We start from the raw sequence: 21,102 nt of genomic DNA on the forward strand, positions 1-21,102 counted from the left end.
CTCAGACAATGCACCCAGCCCTTTGCGGCTGTGGGCAGGGCTTCATCTTCAACCTGGGGGCTTCCCAGCCAGCCAATCAGCAAGCGTCGTCCCTTGTCGTCCTCACAGGTCTGGGGGGCATAGAAATCAAAGCCATGATCCAGCGGCTCGAAGGCTCCATGCTGAAATCTAGCCCCGGGATAATCAAGCTGGCCGCTCAGATAGCCTGCGCTATCTGTTGGGGTATCCTCTACCCCCTGGGGGCAACAGAGCAAAAACTCCTGTCCCCCAGCGAAAATAGATCCGGACACTCCCACATGTAACCAAAATCGCCCAAACCATTACGCTGACTGCCTGCGATCTCCCCCCGCAGCAGCCAGCTTTTAAGATCGCTGGAGGCATACAGTAGGATTACCCCTTGCCGCTCCAGAGTCTGCGCCCCCAGCACCATATAGTAGCTCCCCTGGTGTAGCCAAACCTTGGGATCCCGAACATGCCCGGTGTAACCTTCGGGAAGCTCGATGACAGGCCCAAGCTTGCGCCAACGCCCCTCCTGCTCCCGGACCGCCATACATTGATAGGCGGTTCGTTGCCCGGCAGGGAGCTTCACATTGCCGGTATAAAAGAGATAAAGCTGGCCATCTTTGACTATGGCAGAGCCTGAATAGCAACCATCCTTCTCAAAATCCTCAGTGGGTGCCAGTGCCAGAGGCTGATGCTGCCAGTGAATGAGATCGTCTGAGCTGACATGCCCCCAAGCCTTGGCGCCGTGGCTGCATGCCCAGGGATTCCACTGGAAGAACAGCTGGTAGCGCCCCTCAAAGTAACAAAAGCCATTGGGATCATTGATAAGACCCAGCGGAGCCGAAACATGCCACTGCGGCCGCCAGGAGTCGCTGTGATGTGCTTGAAGTTGCTGAGCCAGGCGAGCCGTGAGCCTGGCTCGGTAAGCCAGTTCGCTGTCGTTCATGATAGCTCCCCAGAGATTTCACGATCATTTTGCGCCTGGTCCCTGGCGCTTTCTTTTCTACAGCCTCCAAATAACCAGGTACCGACAAAAGCCAAACCAAAGGTCAGGAGCAGTCCCACAAGATATGCCCCCAGACCTCCCGGTTCAATCACAAAACTTCCGGGGATGACGGTCACCCCGAACCCAAGAGAGTAAACCTGCATCGCCGCGGTAAAGGCACCACCAAGGGCTGCGGCGAGACTGGCAATAATGAAGGGACGAAACAGTTTCAGCGTCACACCATAAATGGCGGGCTCGGTGATCCCAAAAAAACAGGTGAGGCAGGCGGGCAGTGCGATCTCTTTAAGGGTTTGATCCTGAGTGCGGAAAAATACCGCCAGTACCGCCCCCGCCTGGGCGATCACGGCCATCGAGATCAGAGGATTAAGCACATCTTTGCCGGTATTCGCCAAAAGCTGGGCCTCGACGGCATTGAAGCTATGATGGAGTCCGGTGATGACGATCGCCTGGTTCAGTCCCGCAAAGATAAAACCACCAGCCATTGGTGCCAGGGTGTATACCGCCATGATCCCATCGGAGAGCATCTCCCCCAACCAGCGGCCGGCAGGGCCGATCGCAATTAAAGAGATAAACCCCATGATAAGCACAGACAGGAAGGGGGTCAGTACCAAATCCAGACAGTTTGGCACCAGACGACGCAGTTGTTTCTCAAGATGCGCCATCACCCACACCGCAAACAGAATCGGCAAAACGGTTCCCTGGTAGCCCACCTTACCTACTTCCAGACCCCAGAGATCGAAATAGCCAGCCACTCCATGAGAAGTCATCCAGGCATTTTGAAGATCCGGATGGATCAGTATCCCGCCCAACACAGCAGCCACAAAGGGATTGCAGCCAAACTCTTTCGCCGCAGAAAAGGCGATCAGAATAGGCAGGATCACAAAGGCCGCCGAAGAAAACAGGCTGAGCATAGGAAGCAGGCCATTATCCGCCGGTATATGGATATAACCTCGCTGGTTGAGGTTATTCACCAGATTCAAAACCCCCATCAGCAGCCCCGTTGCCACGATGGCCGGGATAATGGGAACGAATATATTCGAAAGTACCGCGGCCAAACGTTGCAGCGGGTTCATATTCGCCCGGGATTGCTGCTTCACCTCATCGGTACTACTCATCGAGAGTCCCGTCAGCCCCGGCAGCTCGGCAAACACCTTGTTGACCACCCCGGTTCCTAGGATGATTTGCAGCTGTCCGGAGGCAATAAACACCGCCTTGACTCCGGCCACCTTCTCAATCCCGGGCTGATCGAGTTTCTCGTTATCCACCAGGGCTAAGCGTAACCGAGTCGCACAGTGAGCCATGGAGGCAATATTGGCTTTCCCCCCGATGAGGTTTAAGATCTGCCGGGCACAGTGTTGATAATTCATCTCTAATCATCCTCTCAGGCTGCTGAAAACTGAAGGCTCTGCTGCTCAATAAATTGCAGTAATGCCGGCTTATCGGGCAGGGCCTCCATCGCCCCTCTGGACTGCGTCACCAGGGCGCCACAACCACAGGCCCGGGCCAGAATGTCATACATCTGCACAGTATCAGGCCAGTGGGCATAACAGGAAAGTTCGCTCAAGAGTCCCGCCATAAAGCCATCCCCGGCTCCTGTGGTATCCACCACCTCAACCCTGGGAGAGTCCAGCTCCAGAAACTCTCCCCGATACAGAGCCAGGCATCCTTTTGCCCCACGGGTAACAATCGCCAGCACGACGCCACGATCAGAAAGACGCTTTAACCCCAACTCACAGCTCTCACAATCCGTCAGTTCATAAAGCTCCTCTTGTGAGCATTTCACCAGATGGCTCAGAGCCAGGGCCTGCTCCACCCTGTCTTTCATCAGGGATTGGTTTTCCCACAGCTGGTGACGCAGGTTAGGATCAAAGCTCACCCAGCCTCCCTGCTCACGAACCTTGTGCATCGCAGCAAGGCTTGCCTGATGCGTCGAAGAGCCGATAAGCGCGATCGAGCAGCTATGCAGGATGACCGGCCCTGCTATATCGGGCAGCTCTGCCTCGGTCAAAAACTGATCCGCAGCTGGATTGACCATGAAAGTGAAACTGCGCTCAGCCTGCTGATCGAGACTGACCAGTACAGTCGAGGTTCGATGTGCCGGATCCGTTGCCAGGAAGGTCACATCCACCCCCTCGACAAACAGCCTGGCCTTGAGCTGCCTGCCAAATGGATCATCCCCCACCCTGCCGATAAACCCGCAGCTGCCTCCCTGACGGCTGATCCCCACGGCAACATTGGCCGGAGCCCCTCCGGGACAAGTCTCCAATAGACCACTTGGGGCTGGAATCAAATCCATCACAGCATCTCCCAATACCCATACCGGTTTTTTCTGCATAATGCCTCCTTATCCGCTGATAAAGCCAGACTAGCTAAAGCGTTTTAGCTACCGCAAGAAATTTGCTGAATCGATTAAGTAAAACGTGAGCTGATTAACAAAACAGCAGTTGTCGAATGGCTGAACTCGGGAGGAACTTGCTTGGGGGATTCAGGTGAACGCGGCAACATAGCCGTTTGAGACGAAACTCGGCAGGAGTACAGCCTGATCCAGTTGGCGTTTCAGGTGGTTGAAGCGCCAACTGAGGCTTAGAGGAGATTCGATATAATCAGTAGGGCTCTATCCTGGGCTGCGTCTCATCCTAAGCCCAAACAGCAGGGGCAAAAGAAGCAGGCCATAGAGGGAGAAAGCCCCTCCTCCACCGCCTCCCCCACTTGATCCGGAGGCTGTTGGCGTCACGGTAATGGACTGCTGATACCAATCACCGGTCGCCCGGGAACGAGCCGTTCCCCCTAAGATTACATTAGTCTGGTAACTGGTATTCGTCTGCCCCTGAAAGTCCACGGTGACACTACAGCTTTGGCCTACTCCCAACGCCAGGGAGGCGCAACCATCATTGGTGATGGAAAAGACGCTGCTATTGCTAAGGGTGGTCGAGCTCGTATCGAAGGTAGTCGTTCCCTGGTTGATAAAATACAGGGGCGTTGTGACAACCCCTCCGGTATAATTCGTGATCTCTTCCTCATCCTCTATGATGCTACGAACCCAGTCTAAAGCGTTATTATTATCCGCCCTCCAAAAAGCCACAGCCTTGGTGTAACCGGCTGATGCACCACAGGCGTCTGGGCCAAAACTCACGATACCGGCCAACCGCCATCCATCGCTCTGGTACATCAGGGGACCACCACTATCACCAAAACAGCTATCGGAGTTCGCGGGAGCGGTATTATCCTGGGCACAAAACTGAGTATCCAGATCGGCTGCAGAGCAGGCATTGGTCCGCTGGTAACCCAGATAGGTATACTGCAAGCGATTCGATAACTGGATGTTGTTATAGGCAGCATTGATACTTCCCCAGCCCAACACCATTAATTGTGTCCCTGGAGCAGGTAAATCGGTAAAGGCATTGAAAGTGCTCTGAGCCAATGGCAGCAGATAAGTAGGAATGCTTATCGGGTTCGTCAGCTGCAATAATGCGATATCATTGGTGAGATTATAAGAGTTATAGGAAGGATGCAGCCGGATGCTCTGCACTGTATGACGATTGCTACTGGTGGCAGCATTCAGCTCAATCTGACCCTGCATGATAATGAGATCAGACGCCACCACCCCGTTATCGACACAGTGAGCAGCCGTCACCACCCACTGAGGGGAAATCAGCGAGCCGCCGCAAAGATGGTCAAATGAGGTGTCTTGCAGGCTGACCATCCAGGGGTATGTCAGAGTATTGACGACAGGCTCTCCATTAATGATCCGTTCCCTGTATTCACTGCTATCTATGGCGGCAACGACCGGGATCCCCGCAACGATTCTTGCGATAAAGCTAGCATTGACCACGGGTATAGCCCCAAGCCACAGGCAACCCATGATCAAAAGCTGTAGACCTATTTTTCCCATAATTTAGCCCTCGGGCACTATCCTGTGCTTTGATAAGTGTAGGCATTAAGGAGCCAAGCAAGTGTCATTCCACGATATTCTTGCTATCCACCTTCGAGCATGCTGCAATTGAAGGCCCCCTCACCAAGCAGAGAACAACCATGGATAGTAATCATTACCAGGCACTCGCCGCCCGCACCCTGGCAAGCGAAAGCGATCCGGATATATCCAACCAGCAGATGATGCTGGTATGGAATGCCCTGGGCCTCACCGGTGAAGCCGGCGAGGTGGCCGATCTGATCAAAAAAGGGGTGTTTCATCAACACGGTGTCGATAAAGAGCAGTTAAAGAAGGAGCTTGGTGATTGTCTGTGGTATATCAGCGCTCTGTGTAGCACTGCCGGGATTGAGCTAGCTGAGGTGATGCAGGCCAATATTGATAAGCTCAATACGCGCTATCCTCAGGGGTTTACTCCGCAAGACAGTCTCCGCCGGGTGGATATAAAAGCCAAACAGGAAGAGAGTGCATGATCCAAGCCCTCTATCAGGCCTATCTGGGGGAACTGTTTGGGATCCGCTTTTTTCAGATCTTCGAACAGCAGGCAACCGATGCAAAGACTAAAAGAAAGTGGCAACTGCTGATCGCTCTTGAGGAGCGCACCGCCGCCCTGCTCCGGGAGTACCTGGAGGCTCGGGGCACCACCTGCCCGCAAACCCACCAAGAGATGGAGGACAAGGCTCTCGTCCAGGCAACAAGCTGGCAGCACCTTTGCTGGAATGAGCTAATGGAGGCTCTGGCTCCCTGGATAGCGGGTTATACCAACCATTACCGGGAGCTGGCCAGCCAATATCAAGCACCTGTCATGCTGATGGTTGCAGAGCATGAACAAGCGATCTTAAGCTTTGTCCAGCTGGAGCTGAAGCAAGCTCCCAGCCTGAACCCTCTCATCGAGTTTCTGGAGCGCTACCCTGCTAACTCACAGCATCTATCGGGAGAGCTCCTCTCCGAGCTGAGTAGCTCAGTGACCAGCTCCCCCAGTTTAAAGAAGGTCTGAGTCCTGTTACTACTCGGCCGCCACACCAAGCCAATCTGTCGACTCGCCTGCTCCTGCCTCAGGGGAACCGTCACCAGCTCGGTTCCCTCTAAAATTCCGGAGTCTATTGCCATCTGAGGCAAAAAAGTCGCCCCCAGAGAGGCGCCAACCATCTGCACCAGGGTATGCAAACTGGTCGCCGAAAAAGGATTGATCTTACGCTTATCGGTCATTCGGCAGGCACTCAGGGCATGCTCGGTCAGGCAGTGTTCTTTTTCCAGCAGAAAAATACTCTGATCCGGCATCGCCTGATAATCCGGCAGAGGATAGCGATCTAACCAGTCGCGGTGCACCACCATCTGAAAGGGATCGCACCCCACTTCGGTGGAGTGCAGGCCACCAATATCCACCGGCAGAGCAAGGAGTAACAGATCCAACTCTCCCATCTCCAACAGCTTCAAAAGGTTGGTGGTAGTGTCCTCACGTAACAGGAGTTCCAGTTCGGGAAACAGTTGACTGGATTTTTGCATCAGCCGGCTCAACAAAAACGGCGCTATGGTCGGAATACAACCAAGTCGCAGCCGGCCACTCATCTCATCCTGAGCTCGTCCCAGCTCCATCAGATCCCGCGCCTGAGACAACAGCCCCCTAGCCTGCTCAATTGCGTTCCACCCCATAGGAGTAATAACAAATGACTTATGATCACGCTCAATCAGCTGAGCTCCCATCAGCTCCTCCAGGGTCTGGATCCCTGAACTCAGGGTCGACTGACTGACAAAGCAGGCTTCAGCAGCACGCTTAAAGTTGCGGTGCTCACTCAGGGAAACCAGATACTGGAGCTGTTTCAAACTAGGCCAACGGTGCATAGAAAAAATCGATTGAACTCATCTAAATAATTCAGTTTCTGAAATGTACCACGCACAGTAGACTATGTCCCACTATGTAACTGGATTTAACCAATTCAGCCCAGAATGAATACATTTTGCGCTGTTCTATTAACCAGAGGAACAACACTATGGTACTCGTTGGACGTCAGGCTCCAGATTTCACGGCTGCGGCAGTTTTAGGTAACGGTGAGATTGTTGATAACTTTAATCTGAAATCACACATTGCTGGTAAGGCTGCGGTTGTATTCTTCTATCCACTGGATTTCACCTTTGTTTGCCCTTCCGAGCTGATCGCCTTTGATCACCGTATCGAAGAGTTCCAAAAGCGTGGTGTTGAAGTGATCGGTGTTTCTATCGACTCAGAGTTCACCCACAACGCATGGCGTAACACCAAGATCGAAGATGGCGGTATCGGCCAGGTTCGCTATCCTCTGGTTGCAGATATCAAGCACGAAATCTGTAAAGAGTACGATGTAGAGCATCCGGAAGCTGGCGTTGCTTTCCGTGGCTCTTTCCTGATCGACAAGGCTGGCGTGGTTCGCCACCAGGTTGTTAACGATCTGCCGCTGGGCCGTAACATCGATGAGATGCTGCGTATGGTTGACGCGCTGCAGTTCCACGAAGAGCACGGTGAAGTTTGCCCGGCTCAGTGGGAGAAAGGTAAAAAAGGTATGGACGCATCCGCTGAAGGCGTTGCCAAGTACCTGACCGAAAACGCAAGCGAGCTGTAATCAGCCCTTGCTTAGTAAAAAATACCACGCCCGGCGTGGTATTTTTTATTTGAGCCCTTCCAAAAACCCTCTGCGAACAAACTATACTTCCCAAAGAGTCCCGATACACAACGGAGACAGCCGTGTGGCGTACCCTGCTTAGTTTTCTGCTCTGCTGGCCAATCTTCACTACACACTCAGCTCCGCTGACCATTTTAACTGAGCCCTGGCCCCTATTAGCTACAAAGAGGATAATCAGCTTAAGGGATTAGCCGTAGATGTAGTTCAGCGCATCCAGCAGCGGCTCAAAGATGAGACACCCATAACCCTTATGACCTGGGCCAATGCCTGGCAGATTGCAACCACAAAACCCAATGTGATGCTCTTTGCCATGACGCGCACCCCACAACGGCTTAAGCAATTTACCATGCTCGGCCCCGTTGCCATCGGAATGACCGATCTCTACGCCCTTGAGGACAGCTCGGTCAAGATTGAAACCCTCGAAGATGCAAAAAAAGTGAAATACATCGGGGTTTACCTCTCCGCAGTAGAAGATCAGATCCTCTCTCGGGAGGGGTTTTCTAATCTCATCCGTTACACCACACCGCGCAAGGCTGCGCTATCTCTGCTAAACCGAAAAACCGAGCTTTGGTGTAACGCCAACCTCACGGCCCATAGCATCCTCAAGAAGGTCTCTCCTTCCCATGCCAAGATCAAACGGGTGCTGACCATAGGTGAGAATCGTCTTTATCTCGCCTTTTCCAAAGGAACAGATCGCCACGAGATCCTTCGCTGGTACCGGGCTCTCATCGCGGTAAAACGCTCGGGCGAGTTTAAAGATATCTATAATAAGTGGCTTCCCGACGACCAACCACCGCGACAGATTGAGCTACTTGGGCTTTCTGCACAGCCCTGAGCCAGGCGTACATTAACCGGCCCCAACAAGCAGTCAAAACCTCTGATCCCACAGACTAAGGCGAACCCTATAAAGCCTCACTATACTTAACGAGAAGATCGTTACCCATGGGATTAACCTATGCTGCACCGCTTAATATTACTCACTCTGTTACTGGTCAAATCCTCACTCCTGTTTGCCGGTAACCTGACGATCCTGACAGAGCAGTGGCCTCCCATGAATTTTTCAGAAAAGGGCAAGCTCAAAGGGCTCGCCGTTGAGGTGGTTCAGGCCATTCAGAAAAAACTGGGGGATGATACCCAGATTCAGATGATGACTTGGCGCAGTGCCTATGAGCGCGCAACGACACAGCCCAATGTCCTGCTATTTTCTACCAGCAAAAGTGAAAAACGTCTTCCCCTGTTTACCTTTGTTGGGCCACTAGCGATCGGCAAATTAAACCTATACGCCCTGAAAAACAGCCCCTATGAAGTCGACAGTATTAAAAAAGCTAAAAACGTGAAACGAATTGGTGTCTACTACTCTTCGGTCGGAGAACAAAAGCTGTTTGATCTAGGATTTAAAAACATAGTCTCGGTTCGCTCACTGGAAAAAGCGGGCCGACTTTTGATCAAGGGGCGCGTCGATCTCTGGTGTAATACCAATATCTCCTACCGCCAAATCCTCGATAAGCTCGGCTTTCCGGAAGATGAGGTGGTCTCCAGGCTAACCCTGGATCAGAGCAACCTCTACCTGGCATTCTCCAAGGGCACGGACCCAAAAACCATAGCGCACTGGCGTGAGGCATTTCGCATGCTGCATCGCGATGGAACCTTTAAGACCATATATCAGCGTTGGCTCCCTGGAGAGCAGCCCCCGAAAAGGTTGAACAGGTAGGAGTGACCCCTGAATAACGGCTAATAAGAGCAAAAACGGCAGGCAAAGCGGGACCCAATATCCAACACTATACTTAGCAATAGATAATTCTGGAGCCAGCAACATGTGGATTAGGGCGTTACTACTCACTGTACTTTTAAGTCCCTGTGTGAACGCAGCCAAGTTTGCGATCCTGACCGAGCAGTGGCCCCCGATGAACTATCAGGAACGTGGTGTCTTCAAAGGACTTTCCGTTGAGGTGGTTCAGGCACTGCAAAAAGATCTCAAAGATACCACACCAATCCAGATCATGACCTGGCGCAATGCTTACCTTCAGGCAACCAGCACCCCGAATGTACTGCTCTTTTCTACCGTAAAAACCGAGATGCGCAGCAAGTTATTCACCTTCGTCGGTCCACTGGCTAAAAGCTCAATCAACCTCTATTCGCTGAAAAAATATCCTATCCCGATTGAGACCCTTGAACAGGCCAAGCATGTGAAGCGAATTGGGGTCTACTACTCGGCCGTAGAGGAGCAACGCCTGATTGAGATGGGATTTAAAAACCTGGTCTCGGTACGCACACCGGTTAAGATCGCGCACCTGTTGCTGCGGGGGCGCATCGATCTTTGGTGCAATATCAATATCACCTATCGGGATATTCTCAAGCAGTTGGGAGTCTCTGCCGATCAGGTGGTGAAAAAACTGACCATAGATGAGAGCCCCCTCTATCTTGCGTTTTCAAAGGGGACACCAGCTGAGACCATTGAGCGCTGGCGAAAAGCCTTGATCAAGCTCCACCAAAGCGGCGAATTTGAGAAAATTCACCAGAAATGGCTGCCTGGAGAGGAGGTCCCTGGCTTTGTAGAGCAGCAGGGCGTGCTTAAAGGACCGACAGATCAAGTCGATAAAAATTGAGAGTAGCCCATCATCCCGCTGGCAATCCCTACCTGTCATTTAAAAGTCAGATGTCTGACTGCAGACACCTGACAAAGCACATCTCATGAATCACACATGCGTATAACGTCGCGGAGTACTCCCCCCACTATTAATACTCTGTTCACTGCGATAGAGACGCTCAATCGTGTCCCGGTTAGGGAGATTGAGTGGTGTTACTTGTTTCATCCCTCTAAGGTTACTTTTGGCCCGCTCAAAAAGACTACCTCCCTTACTAAGGATCTGTCCCAAGTGATATTGATTTCGCAAAATAGAACCCAGTGAACTTGCCACCTTATGGGGCGCCATATCCAGAAAACCCTTCAGCGAATTAACATAAGAGTAAAGGGACTCAGTCATCATCTGGAAAATGATATCCTTACTTAAAGACCGAGAAAGATCAGAACTCCAGTCATACGAGTCACCAGAAAATAGCTCATGAAGCAAAGCAATATTATCGAAGTGCTTTCGACAACACTCCAAAAGAAGACACGCACGTTGCTGGCCAGATGCACCGTGGGGATTAAAGATTCCGTGGCCCCCCTGCTCTTTGATGGTTCCCTGCAGTGCATTAATTGCGGATGTGGCCTGGCTGAGCACCGGCAGATTGATCGATGGGATCAAGATATTTTTAACCTGAGATGCTGGAGGCATGATGGACATTCGATACTCTTTCAACCTGAAAGGATCGAACGCGCCACTAGCAAATAATTGTGAGCTGCTATGGTTGAGGGTATGACGAACCTGGTATCCTCTAGAGTACTCAAGTGCTCCACTCGCAGTAGCCTCTGACAGTCCTTTCACATATTGCAAAATTTCGGTAGAGAGCCTCTGCAGCTCAGCCATATTAGATGACTGCCTGGAGTTTAATATTCGAGCACTGTTACTCTGACGACTCGCAGCTCCACTCATCTCAAGTGACTCAGATAAGACTCGAAGCTTATCCTGCTGTAGCGGGGTAAAGAGTTTATGTAATTTCGCTTGTAATGTTGGATCTTTTTTAGAGAGCTCATAGAAGATGACTTGTAGCTTATCCTGCTCAGACCAAGAACTTGCGATATCCTGATTTAGATAATCCTCCAGCCAGACTATCGATTCATCATCCTGATTAATGAAACGTCTTAATTCAATAAAATCCCATTTAATATCATTTTTAATACTATTCGCGGTGCCAGAGCCGACCTCCTTCATATAGCTCACATAAGTTGAGCCTGTATCAGGAAGAAAAAATAAAGTCCCTTGGTAAACGAGCGATTGATACAGAAGATAACTGAACGAAAATGCAGTATGAGAGCTCGATCTATTAATCCCATCCTGAAGTTCTGAAGCATGAGGGTTCGAGGTGTTCTTTACTATATGCTTCGCCGATACATATTTAGCTGTAATCTTATCCTTAAGTGATCCACCACTTAACTCAGATTGATTAACAATTTCCCTCAAAACTTCAAGAAACTCTCCCCGGTCAACACACCTTTCCAGTGACTCGGTGAATCTCAACGCATTTTTAACTCCAGAAGCCGTTATAATATGCGAACCTTTTAAATGCATCATCTCTGCAGCTTTCTGAATTTTAACACTCGTTGTGCCTTTCATATTCTGTAGAAGATAAAGTTGATAGTAGATATTGAAAGAGTCTCGAGCTGCATCTTTCAAATGTTGAAGTGAAACAAAAGCTTTTATTCCTGTAGTCATTGCCAGTCCCCTTGAATAAATCACATAACGACTATCTACTCTGTTCCAAAGTAACTTTCAGATATAGTCAAAACCTTTTACTTTGATTCGTTAGCCGTAAAATCATATAGCAGAACACGATTTCATGTGATATAGCGATAGCGACCTTGCTCAAATAAACCAAAAATAAAATCCATGCATTTGGCTGTAAAATGCTCAATTATTGCTCATCGGTCCAAGTTGTTTTGATGATGGCACCTGTTCCAACCTCCAGAAAGAATTTAAGAGATTTTCATTGAGGAACAGATACTGCATGATTAACTCATAACCTAGAGATTAAATTTCTTCCAAGAGCAGCGAGCAAGATATAAAAAACAACCGAAAAAGACAACTCAGGCATTTGCCTTACATATATGTGTAACCTGGCTAATTAACACTCAAAAGAGAGCTTTTTTTATAGAAAAAACAGAATAGCTAAAGATAAAAACATACACTCCCCTCCTGGGAGTACAATCAATTAACCTAAAAATAAAATATGAAAAACACACATAGCTTACACATCACGCATTTATTTTTGATTTTGGTAAATCCAAATTGCGAATATGAATCCAATTAAACTAGGATTACGCTATTGAAATAGAGTTCGTATTTCTGTGCTGATAATTCAAATAGAATTTAATCATGAAATTTGATTTGTGCATTTGTTAGTCGATAAATGATCTTCCAAAAACTTCGCAGATCATTTTTTAATCAACATGCCTCTATTAACTCAATTTTACTAAAGCGCCTACCTCAGGGATTGAGACGCAGGCTACACCCATTATCTCAGGGAATGATGACACCACAAGTATGGCAGGATTGAAGGCCTTAGAGGTGGTGTCATTAGAGTCTACCTATTCCCGTTCTGATGAGAGCTAATGAGGGAGGAGCTGTGATGGCCGTAAACAACAAAATACCAAAATCAAGATTAATGATTCAGTACGACACACGTGTCGAAGGTCAACCGAAAAAGAAAGAGCTTCCTTTTCGGATGATGGTCATGGGTGATTTTTCTCAGGGTAAGTCAAAAGATGCACAGCTTCCCATCGAAGAAAGAGCCCCTCGTGCATTGCAAAACGGCCTTGATGCAGCCCTGAAGGATATGGATATATCTGTGAATATGAATGTTCCAAATAGCATCACGCCTTCAAAGTCAACTATGCTGGATATTAACTATAAATTCAACAAGTTAGCTGATTTCCAGCCAGACCGCATCGCCCAAAAGGTCCCAGAATTAAATGCATTATTAAAGCTGAAAGAGATGCTGTCGTCATTTGAAAAAGATATCGATAATAATAGAACCCTCAAGAAAACCATCGATAAGATTTTTTCAGATAAAGAAGCGCTCAACATGCTCAAGAAAGAGCTTCCTATGCTTGAAAATTACCAGCTCCACAGCAGCCAGGATAAAGGGCTGGAAGGTGAGTTGATCACTGCTGACGAACAAGCTAAAGAGGCATAAGGAATAACAAAATGAGCGATACCATGACAGCAGTGCCAGAGCAACTGAGTACCCTCTCGAACCTCTTCTCGATGTTCGGTGGATCCGAAGAAGAAAAAAACACTAGCCTAAAAAAGCTGGAAATTGACCGCCAGGATAACCTCGAGGCAGTTACCGAGATCTCTGAAGACTATTACTCAAGCAATATTGCAGCTTTAGCCCTGATCCTGGCTAATAACGATGACATAGTGAACTACAATAAACTCTATGTTCAGCGCGCCATCGAAAGAATTGATGAGATCGTTGAGGAGCAGATCAATAGCATCCTGCTTCATCCTCAGTTCCGATACCTTGAGCATCAATGGATGCAACTCAAGGAGATCACAAATCATGATTACGATAACATAGAGATCGCCATCCTTGATGCACCAAAGGATGAATTACTCTACGACTTAGAGCGAAACCTCTACGATATATCCAGCAGTGAAGTATTTAAGAAAGTCTACGTTTCAGAGTACGATCAGTTTGGGGGAGAGCCCTATGGTCTGCTAATGGGGATGTATGACTTCAACAACACCATGGATGATATCACCTGGTTGACCGGGATGGGTATGGTTGCAGAGGCATCTCATGCCCCCTTTATCGCTTCGATGAATCCAAAATTTTTTGGTGTCGAGAATATCTCAGATCTCAAACAGATCAAGAGTTTTGAAAACCTTCTGGAACATCCTCGTTACCGGGATTGGAATGCCTTCCGTAAGACCGAGCAGGCTGCCTATATCGGACTGACTCTGGGAGATTTTATTCTGAGACAGCCTTACCACCCGGTAAACAACCCAGTGGCTGATAGCAGGATGTCAGGGTTTTCAGAAGAGGTTCGCGACTTTGAGTCTAACTCTACCTACCATTGGGGGAGCTCCGCCATACTACTGGCAAAGAACATCATGCGTTCCTATGGAAAAACCGGATGGTTTCAGTATATGCGAGGCCCTGAAAATGGTGGCTACGTAGAAAACCTCACGGCTCCCGTATATAACATCCGTGGATTTGATGAGCAACGCTCTGCATTCAATATCTCATTTCCAGACTACATGGAGCTTTCTTTGGCAAATATTGGTGTTATGCCAATCGTAGAGGAGAAAGGGACCGCAAATGGCTGCTTCTTCAGTGTAAACTCAATTAAGAAAGCAGAAGAGTTTGCTGATGATTTTGACTCAATAAACTCACAATTAGCAGCAAATATGTCTTATACACTATGTATTTCTAGAATTGCACACTATGTCAAGTGTACCATTCGAGACAAGATTGGAAGTATAGTAACCCCTGAAGAGATCCAGACCATTCTCACGGAGTGGCTAAATCGATACATTACTACAGTGAGAAATCCTAATGCACTTGAGATGGCCCGATATCCATTTCGAGCTGCAGAGATACAGGTTTCTCCGATAGCAGGAAAAGCTGGCTGGTACAAATGCCAAATAACTATACTACCACATGTTCAGTTTGAGGGTATGGATACGCAGCTTAAGATAGATGCCCGTCTTGACCCTGGACTATTTGCATCGGGCGAATAGTCAAAGCTCTAGCTGTTTATTATTAATAACAATACGCTTGTTATTAATGATTCAGCTGAATACATAAATAGAATATAAATATTCACACAAGGAATCATCATGGCACAAACAGAACCACTGGTATCAAGAAAAGTAGTTGAACAAGGTTTACCGCTTGAATTAAGAACCTCAGAAACCTCTTTTGTTGCCAGAATGGCAAATATCGAGCCTCGCATCTGGGTGAAGTCACTGGAAATGTTTGGCTTGTCATTCTCCCCGGCACTCTTTGCTGGAGAAGGTGGAGTAACCGAAGCTCCGTCAAGTGCAGAAGCATCCGCAAGCATTGTTTCATTGACAGTCCAGTCACCTAACGCCCTCGCCGGAGTACAACTCACGATTGGATTGCCATTAAGCCCAGAACAAAAAACGGACCTGGAAACAGCATTTGCTGATGCCAAAAACGGTAAAGGCAAGCAAACAATCGTACTGGGTCAAACTAACGAAAAGCAAGAGTTAAAAAATGATGATGGTGGCCAAACCTGGGGTTACGCTATCAAGTGGGAAGAGCTTACTCTTGGGATGATCAGCGCGACAAATTGCAATATGGATATTCAGCAGTTTGGCTTCCTGGGAGGTAATACGACACGGCAAGACTATTGCTTAGTTACCTTTGATGGCTTGCTAATCGATGCTGAACATAATACTGATTTGAGCGCTTTTGAGGTGTCTCATAGCTTAGCTTCTCAACAGGGATTATACCCACTCCAGGGTATGGCTGCAGCTGCAGCTGCAGCATAATAATCAAGCTTAGTAAAACATCGCACTATCTCAGTAAGAGATAGTGCGCTTTAGTATTGGGTGATAACAATCATGGCAACACGCATACACTGGAAGGAAGGCACTCTCCTGGGTGCTGATCATTTCCTGACTCAGGATCGACTGGTAGCAAGCTCAATCGCGGAAGCAACATATCTTCCATACGGAATGAGTTTTGGATTAAGTGAGCTTTCTATTGACCTGAATCTATTGCCAAAGGGTGAGTTCATCATTGATCGGATCAGTGTCTACTTCAAAGATAGAAGCTTTATCTCTCTTAAAGAAAACACTTTACTGCGACTAAGCCTTGATGAAAAGAGCTCACAAACTATATCAATCTACCTGAATACATACCAGGAGCAGATGACTCATAAAGAGATAGGCCTGCTTAAAGACACTCTGTTTCTAACAGAAAAACCGGACCCCATTTCGAAGCAAAGCATAAAGATTGCTGAAGTTACTCTTGCAGAACAGGGCTGGACTCTGACTCCATACACTCCCCCCCTTTTGAGCTGTGATTGTTCGATATTTACTATCCTCCTGAATCAGGTGACGAAGCGGCTGATCTCAATTGAAGCTACACTGAACCGTTGTCACGAAAATCAGAGTCTTTACTCCAACCTGATGCTCACCTGCTATGAAGTAAGTAGTAAGCTGCAAGATATAAATGCGAACCCAAAGTCAGTACATCCATTTATCATTTTTGAATTATTAAAGAAATGTCACCTTATACTATCTGTTAGTATAAACTCAAACGAAAAACCACTTAACGTTAACTATAACTTTGAAGACTCACACAAGAGCTTTGAGAGTATTTTAGAAAAGATAGATGATTTATTGAACAAACCTCTAAAACAACAGTTCATTATACTAAAAAAAGAAAACAATGCATTTATTGCTGAGCATCTTGATAGAGATTTTCTAAATGCAGATGAATATTTATTAGTCATAAAAAAACCAGACTTAGAAACTCCTGATCTTGATATAAAAGACATCAAGGTATCATGTGTTTCTCGAAATAAATATATCAATCAGATGTCATTATCTGGAGCCTTATTAGAACATCTTCCAAAAAGTGGCTTACATCAAATCAGAGGAACTGAAAACCATACAACTTATCGAATCATGCCTGGTGCAGAGTTGGATTATATAATAGCAGAAAAAAGCATAATGATAGAGTCGAATGAGAGTAATAAAATCTATCAGTTCATGATTTACTATAAATGACAATGGATATGATTAGCATAATTAGAGACCTGTATAAACACCTAAGCATTTTTGATATTTTACACCTCATGAATGAATATGGAGTTAATAGCAAAAATGTGGAGTTTATTCCTGACTTCTCAATCATAACAAAGGACTGTTTAGTTCAAAAAATTGAGCAGGAAAATTTAAACATAAAAATCACCCTGAGCATCAGTAAAGTCAAAAAATTTTATCATATACAAAATGCTTACCATCAAGCGGATATAAACTCTCAGAAAAAACTAAAACAGATAATAACAAAAGGAACGTCAAAACTATTACATGATTACTTCTATGGTCAATTCAGTGTAATGGGTCATTGGAATAATAGCAATCAAACCTCTGCTTATTACAAAAGATCAATCGTATACTGCATCAGCAATTATGCAAATTATATTCAAAACAAGCTGTCTGATTTTTATACATCTATAGAGATAAACACGGTAAAGCACTCAGAGAATAAGGATGACTGCATCCTGGAACATAATTCCATTCTAGGAATGTCAAGGTTAAAAGGAAGTGTCAAGCATTTCAAAGTAGAAATGAAGATTTGCATACATAAAATAAACATTTCTGAAATAGACAAGTTTAATATAGTAAATATCATCACAGAAAATGTTTATTATAACAGGATAAAGGGTAGCCTGAATATTAAGGTTCTCCTGAGAAAAACAGAGAATGAGGTTGAGAATGAACTCCCAACCCTATTGGGAAAATTGCGATTGAAGCATCAATATAAAATTACAATCTAGCTATTAATATCAGAGCTATCCCAAATATCATCAATATCGGATAACAGATCATTAAATTCATGCTCAGAAGAAGTAGCTAACTGACTTATTTGTTCACTCCCTTCATCCATGCTTATATCCTCCTTAAAACTATACTGCTCGTTATCAATTAGCGATACACTCTCATCAATCAACTTCCTTTCATCTCTGTAGGCATCATTTATATAATCACCTTCATGAAATGCATCAGATGAATAATTATTTTCAACCATTTTTGGAAGATCTCTCAAAAACCTATTGGGATCACTGCGATAAAGATTTGATGCAATATGCCACTCGAGAGTATTTGAGTGCTGCTCAATATGCCTGTATATTGATTTGGCATGGGGGGCTAGTGATTTGAATAATGGAAAGAATAATCCGGGAAAGTACTCCTTCGGATCAAAAACAGTAAGTTCACTCTGAATGTCATTATAGATAATCGACGACTCAAATAGCCTATCATCTTTGAGTGTAGCCTGAAACATGGCCACTTTCTTTATCAAGTGATACCACTTATTCGATGCAAAATTATCAATGTAATTATTATTTTTAACTGATTTTTTATTGCTTATTTTCTGATTCTCACTATTGAACTCCGGAACTTTATCAGAGCTCACTTCACTTTTCTCTTTGTCACTTAATTTAACCAACCAGTCACTAAGTGATTTTAACGACTTTGTTGCTGAAATATATTGGCTTGAACTAATATACTCAACAGCTGGTTCACTTAAAGAAGCAGAATACTCAAAAAGTTGAGAAAAAGAATGGGCCAAATCAGAATACTCAAAGAAACTGCAGCTCCGCATTAGATCAGATATCTTTAGTTCTATCATGCTAAGCAAAGTAATAATACCCTGCTTAATAGCTCTAGAGAAATCTCTGGATGGAGACAGCTTATCATTGAGGCTAGTGAGGCATTTCAAATAGGAGTTGAGCATTTCATTTAGCAGCTCAACTTTATTAAGATTCAAAAAAAGGTCACAGGAGAATCCCATAAAAATCAAGTATATATCAACACTATGAGTTTCAGTTGAATAATCTTTAATAGCGGTTAATGCTTTAGAATACTCACCTTCTTGATAGTAATGTATAATTTGGCTCATTCGCATCGGGTTAACTTTTTCAAGAACTCTTAACTCATGGAATATATCATCAATAAAATCAAACATCATAATTACACCAAGTACCACAAACTATAAGTAATCAAAGGAACGATCAAAAAAACACATATAAGACTATAATAAGCCCTCCCAACTTTTCGCCCCTTAATTTCCTTTTTACTATAAAATGATAGCTCTTCCGAATTCTCAGTATTACCCTCACTCATATGACGCAAGGATTCTTTTGCTTTACAAAGGTATTGATATCGATCTGAATGATTTGGGCAGTCAAAAAACTTACCAAGAAAACCACTCTCTAAAATATAAAGTGAAACTTCATAAATTATCTTAGGATACATGTTATTTCCACATATCTCATCTAAGATTGCAAAAACATGTTCACCACCATCCGAACGCTGAAAAAACTCACTTTGAAGTCCATCCCAGCGAGCTTGAAGATTATTTTGTGTTATGAATATTTTGCATCTTTCATCAATGATAGCGACTATCAGAAATATGATTAAGTCTGAAACTTTCTTGCTATATGAACTGATAAGAAACGCCTGCATGAGTTGTAGCTCATTTCTTGCGTGGCTCCTGAAATTAAGAATATAACTATCACTCACATCACTATCTCTAGCTTGCAGTGAAAAATCACTCAATGTACTTGATAAATCAACAAGCTTAAATGCCTTATTCAATAAGCAAATTTCACTTAAAACCATTACACACCCCAGGGTTTATGTCTATACATAGAACCAAAAAATATTAATTTTAAAATATATTATCATTTTACTTGCACTGCAAACTTGACCATTAATGGATTATTTGCAGTAAAAAACTCTACAATTACAGCTGATACATATCGAATAAATGATATATCTTGCTGATAATTTGATGTGATGACAAGTTTGTTAAGGTAAGTATCATAACAGATAGTATCGATTGATCGTAAAAACCTATTATAACTATTTTGATGCTGATATCCAAAAAGGAAAGATAACGCAAATAAAAAACCATTGTGTTTTCTTATGTCTAAATCTGTGAAATTATCCAGAACCTTAGTCATTGCATTAAGATCCTCGTACTTATTTAGTAAAGCACCATCCTTCGAATGTAGTATTACAAAATCATTATTTGAGCAGATGAAGCTTCTGGTTTTAATAGATAATCTATCACTGTGTACACCTCCCTGCATCCACAGCCCTTTGACAAAGACCTTTTTATACTTATCAAGTGATATACTTTTGGGACAGTAACTCATTAGACTTTTATATGGATTAAAGAAAAACTCACTCTCAGATGGATCATAATACTCTTCATAGCTATGATTATTAATCCAAACTTTTTGAACTAGTTTAGCAATAGCCTTATTGTCATCTCTACATATTAGAGGGATGTTATCTAAGGTCTTATCTATAGATTTTGAAACTGAATAACCTTCAAACAAGTTAAATATTGGAATGATATTAGTAACAAATAGAGGGTTTGAGTTAAAGCTCATTAACTGAATGTCATTATCAAAATCAACCTCAAAGTAACACTGCATTGAAGAAAACTTTGAATTATTAGTGTCCCAGGGATAGTCATCAATCACTAATCTCATCCCCAAAAAGAACTCTGGTGAGATTAACTTTAGCTTAAATAGATCATTAAGTGGCAAAGAATAACAGGACTGATCTTCAAAATGAGCAGCGACGATATATGTATCACCAAGTTCATCAGTTAACTTAACTTGCACACTTTTTTTACTAAGAACCCTTTCTTTTAAATCCATAAGCCTATAGTCTTCTGGGCACCACAATAATGGATTAACCCAAATATCTATATAGTTGCTTTCAGTATTATTAATTCTTACAGGCGCATCGCTTGAGAGGTTAATTATATAATTATTCCGCTCTTTAGATACATCTACAACATTGAATGATGAGAGAAAAACATCGCAAAGATTCGAATAGGTAAATCGTTCATTCTCATCAATATCTAACACCTCAAATTTTGACTTATAGTCAACAGCAAATGACGCATGTGATAATCTAGCCTCAGACTTAACTAAAACATGCTTTGGTAAGTTCAACAGTAAATGTTGATTGAATTTTAATAAATTAAGTTCTTTATCATACTCCATCTGCTTCAAAACTGAATCTTTTATATCATGGCTCAGCTCAACAAATAACTTTTCCAAATATTCATAGTTCTCTGTTGATATATCTATCTCTTTGTCCAATGAGTTGGTTTTCATAAGG

At 44.9% G+C, this 21,102-nt stretch carries 19 protein-coding genes and 1 pseudogene; 11 read left to right on the forward strand and 9 right to left on the reverse strand.

Annotated elements, in window-relative coordinates; all coding sequences use genetic code 11:
• Nucleotides 1-11 precede the first annotated feature (11 nt).
• The 4 genes and pseudogenes from DB847_RS26425 to DB847_RS16075 all read right to left on the reverse strand — a co-directional run.
• Nucleotides 12-949, reverse strand: a pseudogene (locus tag DB847_RS26425) (glycoside hydrolase family 32 protein); the annotation flags it as partial.
• Nucleotides 946-2,376, reverse strand: coding sequence for a sucrose-specific PTS transporter subunit IIBC (locus DB847_RS16065; protein WP_108651604.1), 1,431 nt, complete (start codon nucleotides 2,374-2,376; stop codon nucleotides 946-948). The pseudogene DB847_RS26425 and the gene DB847_RS16065, both read right to left, overlap by 4 nt.
• A 14-nt stretch (nucleotides 2,377-2,390) precedes the next feature.
• A complete protein-coding gene (locus tag DB847_RS16070; RefSeq protein ID WP_108651605.1) occupies nucleotides 2,391-3,344 on the reverse strand; it encodes an aminoimidazole riboside kinase in 954 nt (317 codons plus the stop codon).
• 279 nt (nucleotides 3,345-3,623) lie between these two features.
• Nucleotides 3,624-4,901 (reverse strand): S1 family serine peptidase, encoded by a 1,278-nt coding sequence (locus tag DB847_RS16075; protein WP_108651606.1) that lies wholly within the window; start codon nucleotides 4,899-4,901, stop codon nucleotides 3,624-3,626.
• A 140-nt stretch (nucleotides 4,902-5,041) separates the two neighbouring features.
• On the opposite strand from DB847_RS16075, the gene DB847_RS16080 reads away from it, so the two are divergent.
• Both DB847_RS16080 and DB847_RS16085 read left to right on the forward strand, forming a co-directional pair.
• Nucleotides 5,042-5,410, forward strand: a complete 369-nt coding sequence (locus DB847_RS16080) for a nucleoside triphosphate pyrophosphohydrolase family protein (protein ID WP_108652999.1) — start codon at nucleotides 5,042-5,044, stop codon at nucleotides 5,408-5,410.
• Nucleotides 5,407-5,934 carry a hypothetical protein gene (locus DB847_RS16085; protein ID WP_108651607.1) on the forward strand — a complete coding sequence of 176 codons (528 nt, stop codon included), beginning with the start codon at nucleotides 5,407-5,409 and terminating at the stop codon, nucleotides 5,932-5,934. Before DB847_RS16080 ends, DB847_RS16085 begins: the two co-directional genes overlap by 4 nt.
• Here the strand turns inward: DB847_RS16085 and DB847_RS16090 are convergent.
• Nucleotides 5,844-6,779, reverse strand: coding sequence for a hydrogen peroxide-inducible genes activator (locus DB847_RS16090; protein ID WP_108651608.1), 936 nt, complete (start codon nucleotides 6,777-6,779; stop codon nucleotides 5,844-5,846). The genes DB847_RS16085 and DB847_RS16090 overlap by 91 nt on opposite strands.
• Before the next feature lie 149 nt (nucleotides 6,780-6,928).
• On the opposite strand from DB847_RS16090, the gene DB847_RS16095 reads away from it, so the two are divergent.
• From DB847_RS16095 to DB847_RS16110, 4 genes are all read left to right on the forward strand, one after another.
• Nucleotides 6,929-7,531 (forward strand): peroxiredoxin C, encoded by a 603-nt coding sequence (locus tag DB847_RS16095; protein ID WP_108651609.1) that lies wholly within the window; start codon nucleotides 6,929-6,931, stop codon nucleotides 7,529-7,531.
• 214 nt (nucleotides 7,532-7,745) lie between these two features.
• Complete coding sequence (locus tag DB847_RS16100; protein ID WP_234418633.1) at nucleotides 7,746-8,426, forward strand: substrate-binding periplasmic protein; 681 nt, start codon at nucleotides 7,746-7,748, stop codon at nucleotides 8,424-8,426.
• Between the two features lie 120 nt (nucleotides 8,427-8,546).
• Nucleotides 8,547-9,302 (forward strand): substrate-binding periplasmic protein, encoded by a 756-nt coding sequence (locus DB847_RS16105; RefSeq protein ID WP_108651611.1) that lies wholly within the window; start codon nucleotides 8,547-8,549, stop codon nucleotides 9,300-9,302.
• A gap of 103 nt (nucleotides 9,303-9,405) precedes the next feature.
• Complete coding sequence (locus DB847_RS16110; protein WP_108651612.1) at nucleotides 9,406-10,197, forward strand: substrate-binding periplasmic protein; 792 nt, start codon at nucleotides 9,406-9,408, stop codon at nucleotides 10,195-10,197.
• A gap of 90 nt (nucleotides 10,198-10,287) precedes the next feature.
• On the opposite strand, the gene DB847_RS16115 is transcribed toward DB847_RS16110, so the two are convergent.
• Nucleotides 10,288-11,907: a hypothetical protein gene (locus tag DB847_RS16115; RefSeq protein ID WP_108651613.1), complete on the reverse strand. Its 1,620-nt coding sequence runs from the start codon at nucleotides 11,905-11,907 to the stop codon at nucleotides 10,288-10,290.
• Nucleotides 11,908-12,820: 913 nt separating this feature from the next.
• Between DB847_RS16115 and tssB the strand changes: the two genes are divergently transcribed.
• The 5 genes from tssB to iglJ all read left to right on the forward strand — a co-directional run bounded on the left by tssB (nucleotide 12,821) and on the right by iglJ (nucleotide 17,735).
• Complete coding sequence (gene tssB, locus DB847_RS16120) at nucleotides 12,821-13,387, forward strand: type VI secretion system contractile sheath small subunit (RefSeq protein ID WP_108651614.1); 567 nt, start codon at nucleotides 12,821-12,823, stop codon at nucleotides 13,385-13,387.
• Nucleotides 13,388-13,398: 11 nt separating this feature from the next.
• Nucleotides 13,399-14,940 carry a type VI secretion system contractile sheath large subunit gene (gene tssC / locus DB847_RS16125; RefSeq protein ID WP_108651615.1) on the forward strand — a complete coding sequence of 514 codons (1,542 nt, stop codon included), beginning with the start codon at nucleotides 13,399-13,401 and terminating at the stop codon, nucleotides 14,938-14,940.
• 99 nt (nucleotides 14,941-15,039) lie between these two features.
• A complete protein-coding gene (iglC, locus tag DB847_RS16130; protein WP_108651616.1) occupies nucleotides 15,040-15,717 on the forward strand; it encodes a type VI secretion system tube protein IglC in 678 nt (225 codons plus the stop codon).
• Nucleotides 15,718-15,789: 72 nt separating this feature from the next.
• Nucleotides 15,790-16,962: a type VI secretion system baseplate subunit TssK gene (gene tssK, locus DB847_RS16135; RefSeq protein ID WP_108651617.1), complete on the forward strand. Its 1,173-nt coding sequence runs from the start codon at nucleotides 15,790-15,792 to the stop codon at nucleotides 16,960-16,962.
• Nucleotides 16,959-17,735: a type VI secretion system baseplate protein IglJ gene (iglJ, locus tag DB847_RS16140; RefSeq protein WP_108651618.1), complete on the forward strand. Its 777-nt coding sequence runs from the start codon at nucleotides 16,959-16,961 to the stop codon at nucleotides 17,733-17,735. Before tssK ends, iglJ begins: the two co-directional genes overlap by 4 nt.
• On the opposite strand, the gene DB847_RS16145 is transcribed toward iglJ, so the two are convergent.
• The 3 genes from DB847_RS16145 to iglH form a co-directional block, all read right to left on the reverse strand.
• Entirely contained in the window at nucleotides 17,732-18,925 is a 1,194-nt protein-coding gene (locus tag DB847_RS16145) for a type VI secretion system protein IglI family protein (protein ID WP_159084676.1), read from the reverse strand. The two genes, iglJ and DB847_RS16145, sit on opposite strands and share 4 nt — an antisense overlap.
• 5 nt (nucleotides 18,926-18,930) lie before the next feature.
• Nucleotides 18,931-19,581 carry a DotU family type IV/VI secretion system protein gene (locus DB847_RS16150; protein WP_108651620.1) on the reverse strand — a complete coding sequence of 217 codons (651 nt, stop codon included), beginning with the start codon at nucleotides 19,579-19,581 and terminating at the stop codon, nucleotides 18,931-18,933.
• A gap of 62 nt (nucleotides 19,582-19,643) precedes the next feature.
• The gene (iglH, locus tag DB847_RS16155) at nucleotides 19,644-21,098 is read right to left on the reverse strand and encodes a type VI secretion system baseplate subunit TssF/IglH (protein ID WP_108651621.1); all 1,455 of its coding nucleotides are present in this window, start codon (nucleotides 21,096-21,098) and stop codon (nucleotides 19,644-19,646) included.
• Nucleotides 21,099-21,102 lie beyond the last annotated feature (4 nt).

It is taken from the genome of Dongshaea marina (assembly GCF_003072645.1).
Lineage (GTDB): Bacteria > Pseudomonadota > Gammaproteobacteria > Enterobacterales > Aeromonadaceae > Dongshaea > Dongshaea marina.

Bases quoted from the DNA above. Each gene is read 5' to 3' on its own strand.
- DB847_RS16095 (WP_108651609.1), top strand. From the start codon at position 6,929: ATGGTACTCGTTGGACGTCAGGCTCCAGATTTCACGGCTGCGGCAGTT.
- iglJ (WP_108651618.1), top strand. From the start codon at position 16,959: ATGACAATGGATATGATTAGCATAATTAGAGACCTGTATAAACACCTA.
- DB847_RS16085 (WP_108651607.1), top strand. From the start codon at position 5,407: ATGATCCAAGCCCTCTATCAGGCCTATCTGGGGGAACTGTTTGGGATC.
- iglC (WP_108651616.1), top strand. From the start codon at position 15,040: ATGGCACAAACAGAACCACTGGTATCAAGAAAAGTAGTTGAACAAGGT.
- DB847_RS16145 (WP_159084676.1), bottom strand. From the start codon at position 18,925: ATGTTTGATTTTATTGATGATATATTCCATGAGTTAAGAGTTCTTGAA.
- tssC (WP_108651615.1), top strand. From the start codon at position 13,399: ATGAGCGATACCATGACAGCAGTGCCAGAGCAACTGAGTACCCTCTCG.
- DB847_RS16110 (WP_108651612.1), top strand. From the start codon at position 9,406: ATGTGGATTAGGGCGTTACTACTCACTGTACTTTTAAGTCCCTGTGTG.
- DB847_RS16080 (WP_108652999.1), top strand. From the start codon at position 5,042: ATGGATAGTAATCATTACCAGGCACTCGCCGCCCGCACCCTGGCAAGC.
- DB847_RS16115 (WP_108651613.1), bottom strand. From the start codon at position 11,907: ATGACTACAGGAATAAAAGCTTTTGTTTCACTTCAACATTTGAAAGAT.
- DB847_RS16090 (WP_108651608.1), bottom strand. From the start codon at position 6,779: ATGCACCGTTGGCCTAGTTTGAAACAGCTCCAGTATCTGGTTTCCCTG.
- DB847_RS16075 (WP_108651606.1), bottom strand. From the start codon at position 4,901: ATGGGAAAAATAGGTCTACAGCTTTTGATCATGGGTTGCCTGTGGCTT.
- DB847_RS16105 (WP_108651611.1), top strand. From the start codon at position 8,547: ATGCTGCACCGCTTAATATTACTCACTCTGTTACTGGTCAAATCCTCA.
- DB847_RS16065 (WP_108651604.1), bottom strand. From the start codon at position 2,376: ATGAATTATCAACACTGTGCCCGGCAGATCTTAAACCTCATCGGGGGG.
- iglH (WP_108651621.1), bottom strand. From the start codon at position 21,098: ATGAAAACCAACTCATTGGACAAAGAGATAGATATATCAACAGAGAAC.
- DB847_RS16150 (WP_108651620.1), bottom strand. From the start codon at position 19,581: ATGGTTTTAAGTGAAATTTGCTTATTGAATAAGGCATTTAAGCTTGTT.
- tssB (WP_108651614.1), top strand. From the start codon at position 12,821: ATGGCCGTAAACAACAAAATACCAAAATCAAGATTAATGATTCAGTAC.
- tssK (WP_108651617.1), top strand. From the start codon at position 15,790: ATGGCAACACGCATACACTGGAAGGAAGGCACTCTCCTGGGTGCTGAT.
- DB847_RS16070 (WP_108651605.1), bottom strand. From the start codon at position 3,344: ATGCAGAAAAAACCGGTATGGGTATTGGGAGATGCTGTGATGGATTTG.